This is a genomic window from Marinifilum fragile JCM 15579, assembly GCF_001310955.1.
Classification (GTDB): Bacteria; Bacteroidota; Bacteroidia; order Bacteroidales; family Marinifilaceae; genus Marinifilum; species Marinifilum fragile.
The window spans coordinates 1-4936 of record NZ_BAZX01000059.1 but is presented as its reverse complement, the minus strand read 5'-3'; the positions used below and the strand labels follow the sequence as shown (position 1 = coordinate 4936).

At 33.2% G+C, this 4936-nt stretch carries 6 protein-coding genes; 5 read left to right on the top strand and 1 reads right to left on the bottom strand.

The features are described from left to right. Window positions 1-204 precede the first annotated feature (204 nt). Entirely contained in the window at window positions 205-672 is a 468-nt protein-coding gene (locus JCM15579_RS19800) for a hypothetical protein (RefSeq protein ID WP_054723027.1), read from the top strand. 53 nt (window positions 673-725) lie between these two features. Next, window positions 726-1178 carry a hypothetical protein gene (locus JCM15579_RS19795; RefSeq protein WP_054723025.1) on the top strand — a complete coding sequence of 151 codons (453 nt, stop codon included), beginning with the start codon at window positions 726-728 and terminating at the stop codon, window positions 1176-1178. 37 nt (window positions 1179-1215) lie between these two features. On the opposite strand, the gene JCM15579_RS19790 is transcribed toward JCM15579_RS19795, so the two are convergent. After that, window positions 1216-1794: a hypothetical protein gene (locus JCM15579_RS19790; protein WP_054723023.1), complete on the bottom strand. Its 579-nt coding sequence runs from the start codon at window positions 1792-1794 to the stop codon at window positions 1216-1218. A gap of 812 nt (window positions 1795-2606) precedes the next feature. Between JCM15579_RS19790 and JCM15579_RS19785 the strand changes: the two genes are divergently transcribed. The 3 genes from JCM15579_RS19785 to JCM15579_RS19780 all read left to right on the top strand — a co-directional run bounded on the left by JCM15579_RS19785 (window position 2607) and on the right by JCM15579_RS19780 (window position 4707). Then, window positions 2607-3251 carry a hypothetical protein gene (locus JCM15579_RS19785; protein ID WP_054723021.1) on the top strand — a complete coding sequence of 215 codons (645 nt, stop codon included), beginning with the start codon at window positions 2607-2609 and terminating at the stop codon, window positions 3249-3251. A gap of 102 nt (window positions 3252-3353) precedes the next feature. Continuing rightward, complete coding sequence (locus JCM15579_RS22395; RefSeq protein WP_083464787.1) at window positions 3354-3488, top strand: helix-turn-helix domain-containing protein; 135 nt, start codon at window positions 3354-3356, stop codon at window positions 3486-3488. A gap of 388 nt (window positions 3489-3876) precedes the next feature. Then, window positions 3877-4707: an energy transducer TonB gene (locus JCM15579_RS19780; RefSeq protein ID WP_172677481.1), complete on the top strand. Its 831-nt coding sequence runs from the start codon at window positions 3877-3879 to the stop codon at window positions 4705-4707. Window positions 4708-4936: the final 229 nt, after the last annotated feature.

Below are 4936 nucleotides of genomic sequence, written 5' to 3'. Positions count from 1 at the left end.
ACTTTTCAACGAGAAATATGCTAAGCATCTCAAAGATTGCTAAGCATGTTCTCCCTTGCTTCTACTTGCCCAAATTTTTATTTCGTAATTGCCAACCCATCAAATCCAGTTGTCAACACCTCTATCCTCTTTAAATATCTTTTGTCAAACAAGCTTTGTTTTGTAGATTTGATCGGAAAACATAAATAATTGCTGTATTAACACATGAAACTCAAACTGAATATCTTTTCACCTAGAAATAGAAAATCAATACCCAAGAGCTGGTGTGGTACTTGGATTGATGAAACCGGAAGAAAACTACACATAGAAAGCACAAAACATGATTTCTATTTGGCTACAATACGGGATAAGAATAATACAGCCTATAAAATTGAATTACTTGTAGAACAGGTGAAAGAAACTGTAAATTTAATGGCCCAGTTCATTGAAGATGTCCATAAGAATCCTTGCTTGCAAATAGAAGCTGGCATTCATGATATCGGTCCTACCTACAAACTTTATTTCTTGCTAAAAAAGGAAAATGGTGATGTAAGATTGGCCAAAAATTCAGACAAGCTGGAAAACCTAATCATAAGACCCGATGTAGGAATTGGTCTCTATGATGATTTAGAAGATGATTTGGGAGTACCGTGGGCATTTCCATTATCCGATTATAAAAAACATATAGAATAACCCTTTTTCAATAAACTATACGCTGGTTCGGTAAATCATCACAAAAATAAAAAATGGGAAAAAAGAAAAGTAACAAAGAGTTCAGTGTAAAGAACAGAGTAAAGCTTGCTTTTATTTTATTGGCAATATTTTCTCCCATATTCGTATTTATCCACTTTAACCACAAAAAAAACAAAGAATTATTACAGAATGATTCTTTTAAGACCATTGCTTTCATTGAGAAATTAAGACCAAATCAAAGAAAAGGAATCACTACCAGCAAAGATGTAATATATTTCAAATACCGACACAATGACACCGTGTTTCATGGGATTCATCAAGAAATGGTTGGAACAATTTCTGGTTTAAAAATGAAAATTGGTGATGCGCATGAATTAATAGTAGCAAGATCGAATTCAAGTGTGTATAGATTAAATTTAGACTCTAAACTTGATACGGTTTTTAATAATTCTACGGTGAAATGCCACTCATACAAATCGGAAAGGCATAGGGATATTATTAAATAAAGTTCAATAATACCTTTCAGCATGGAATCTCTTGTCTCTACCTACCCAAACTTATATTTTGCGTTTTAGCTTTTCGAATACTATATACAATAGCAGCCGCAAGTCCAATTAAGCCTCCTAAATAACTGAAATTGTGCATAGAGCCAACCATGATAAAATGATCCATATCGATTAAATTTCCTGGATAATGCCAATTGGGTATGTTATCAATTAGAACGAAATGTCCATATAGTAAACCCATACATCCTACTGCAAGTGCAATAAGCAGCGTCAATGCCAATGATTTTATTGTGACCCTAAACATTTGAGAGGCATTCTTGTGAATCAAACCAACAAAACCAAGAATGATTCCAATAAACAGTCCGACCCACCATGTAGCCAATACGCCAACTATACCAACACCAAAACGAGGGTTTCTCAATATGATCTCAGGTTGTAAATCGGTTCCAATATTATTCCCCAATCCCCAACTATCAATTCCAAACTGTATAAACTTGAATTTGGTGTAATACTCTTCTGATATGGTATAAGTGATTTGATCGTGAAGCATTCCATATACTCCACCTAGTATGCTTGCAATCAATATGAGTAATAAGAGGGTTAAAAACTTTTTCATGATACTAATCTAACAAAAACAATCATAAATATGCTTAGCTTGTAATCCACCACTTCAAAAAGAGAAATCCAAAAACTTAGTAGCTCATTTCCTTGTCACATCATTGTATTTCCTACTTGCAAAAGCAGTAAATCTGTTTTTACAATTAAATTTGAAAAAATAGAGTTTGTTGTGAGCCCACGAGAAACTCTCCTGATTCGTTTAGAGTTTGTCGTGAAGCAAAAACAAACTCATTTAAGCCAAAGTGAAAGTGTATTGGGCCGAAAACCAATTGTTCTGGGCTGAAAACAAACTCTTGTGAGCTGTTTACAAACTGTCATGAGTTGATTACAAACTCTAAACCATTGAAAAACTTTAATTTTCTATTTACAAGGCAAATGAATCAGCTAGAATATACAAGTCCTCTATTTGCATGCTATTCGCGGCGAACAGCAATTTTTCGAACACGCCTAATATGTTCATAAGTTTTATTATACAATCAAACCTTACTTTTTACAAATTTTCTACATTTAGCACCTTACTGATTGTTTTTCTGAGATTTATAAACTCATTTTATAAGATTAAATTCTTGTACATCCCTTATTTTTCGCTTTATCACTATTTAACTAAATTAAAATCTAGAACTTGTAAATGAAATTTCGCCAGAAAATTCCCCATAAATCAAGAAATTATTTATTTGGAAAGTCGCTAAAAGACTGGCCCTCCAAACCTATTGATCAAAAAAATATATTTTTTCGTGTTTTTCCTTGTTAAGTTTCCTAGCTTTAATATTGACGCCCAACTTAATATTTACGAATTAAAAAGAATACATTATGAATTTTATTCTAACAACCATTACAACGGTTAAAAGTTACATTTCTTCAACTGAAGAAGGTTATTCCGAACGATCGGGAAATTTTATTGAAAAGGCACCAGCCTATGTCGAACAAGGCATTCTGCCCAAAGAATCAACGGAAGCCTTAATTGCCAAACTTCAAGCGGTAGAGGATTTAAGAAAGCGGAAAAATGACTCTATCAAAACCGCTCACAATGATCGTATCGAATTCGTTAACAGCAAAAATGATAGCGAAAGACAATTGAGAGCCTACAAAAAAGAAATTGATGAGAACTCATCTGTTCCTGAAGATGTAAAAAGAACTTTGGGTTTGTTGAATGAAAAAAAGACCGAAGAGAGCAACAACAAACGCCCAAACCTTAATGTAAAAACAATAGCAGGTGTGCCTCGCATCACTTATCAGAAAAGACCAATGCACGGCATAAAGCTCTACTCCAAAATTAACGATGGAGAATACAATTTCGAAACCACCGTAAATCTTTCTCAATTCGACGATACCCGCGCCAGAATCAACGCCAAGGAAACAGAAATAAGAGAATATTACGCCTACTACATTTACAACGGACAAAAGGTGGGCAAGAAATCGAATGTGGTTCGTGTCGTTTTGGAGCCAATCGAATAGTTTTAAATGGAGTTTTTTATCCCCTTATATCATTACCAAATTTGAAAGAGGCTTCAAGCTTGAAAGGAAAGTGAGGCCTCTTTTCTTGTCTGCTACTCACGCATCATTTTAGTCAAATCTGAGTTAAATATCGCCGAAGTCGGTCTGAAATGCGGCTATGAGAATGCTTCGCACTTTTCTACGGCTTTCAAAAAGCAATTTGGGCTAAGGCCGATTGATTTTCGGAGGGGAAGTTGAATTAACCTGGCTTTCTGAATGAACATGTCAAGCATCTCCAAGATGCTTGACATATGATAGAACATTAACGCCCTTATAGCCCAAATTCATAATACTGCATTAACTCCTACTCCACATATTTAAACTTTTAGTTAATTATTCATTTTTCACTCTTGATTTACAATTTTGTAATCCATATATGTTCATTTTTGATAAATTTGAACTTTTATTTTATGTAATACGATTTAAAATAAGGAACCAATATCTCTAAATAATAAAAATGAAGAATCTAATTATCCTATTGTTTCTGATCTCATCTTGTTTCACAAGTTTTTCTCAGAATGAAAAAAAAGCAGAGAAAGCCGCTTTAAAATGTATAAACAAACATTTGGCGAAGGCTAATAAAAATGTGAATTATTTATTAGATGCTTTTGATCAGTATACGGGCTTTGTATCAAAAATGAACATTGAAAAATTTGAACAAAAGAAACAGGAAATCGACTCTATTCTTTCTAAAAGTGGCTACCTTAAATCAGGTTATTTAGATTTTGAATTACTTAAAAAGAATATGGAAAAATCCTATGATCTAAATAATACAAAAAACGATACCACATCAACTTATTATCAATTATTGAGTCATGTTAATTATCTTTCTAAGAATCCTAGCATAACAGATGAACTTTCGTCGACATTATTAATTGGAACCTTAAAATCTATTATTCCAGATGATAAAAAAGATGAACCTATTTATAAAGCCATTTCACTTATTATGTGGCATGGCTATATTGTAAAACCATCCTCCAATAAAAAAGAATCAATTAGCCTGAGTGATTTTGAATATCACAAAAATGATGAGCAGTTTGAAGTTGTTTCAATTGTTGAAGACAATGAAACTACAGAGGAAACAGTATCTCAAGAAGATGAAATCAGTGATCTTGAATCGGATTGTGGAGAAATGGCTTTTATGTTGGTTCAAAAGATGCCGGAATATAAAGGTGGTACCGAAGCTTTAAAAAAATTCCTAAAAGTACATTCCTTTGAAGTCAAAGGAAGAGTATTTGTAAGCTTTACCGTTAATTGCCATGGAAAAGTTATTAATCCTAAAGTTGTTCGAGGCTTGACTCCCCTGGCCGATGAAGTTGCGCTAAAATTAATAAAATCGATGCCAGATTGGATACCCGGCGAACAAAGTGGCACAGCTGTAAATGTAATGCAGACACATCCGATAATATTTGATTAACAAACAGAATCTGATTGTATTTTACTTTCAGGTGAAAAATATTAGGTTATAAAAGCTTATAAGGCTACTTAGTAAAGTAGCCTTATAAGCTAAGCTTTCTGATAATATGTCAAGCATCTCTATGATGCTATACATGTAATGGAATTGACCTTCGTAAAAGTGCACTTTTGAATGTTAATTATTCACATAACACCAATTCATAAATATTTCGTTAACTTCACTAAATAGA

What these genes read in the sequence shown, in the direction of transcription:
- JCM15579_RS19800 (WP_054723027.1), top strand. Translation starts at nt 205, where the DNA reads ATGAAACTCAAACTGAATATCTTTTCACCTAGAAATAGAAAATCAATA.
- JCM15579_RS19795 (WP_054723025.1), top strand. Translation starts at nt 726, where the DNA reads ATGGGAAAAAAGAAAAGTAACAAAGAGTTCAGTGTAAAGAACAGAGTA.
- JCM15579_RS19790 (WP_054723023.1), bottom strand. Translation starts at nt 1,794, where the DNA reads ATGAAAAAGTTTTTAACCCTCTTATTACTCATATTGATTGCAAGCATA.
- JCM15579_RS19785 (WP_054723021.1), top strand. Translation starts at nt 2,607, where the DNA reads ATGAATTTTATTCTAACAACCATTACAACGGTTAAAAGTTACATTTCT.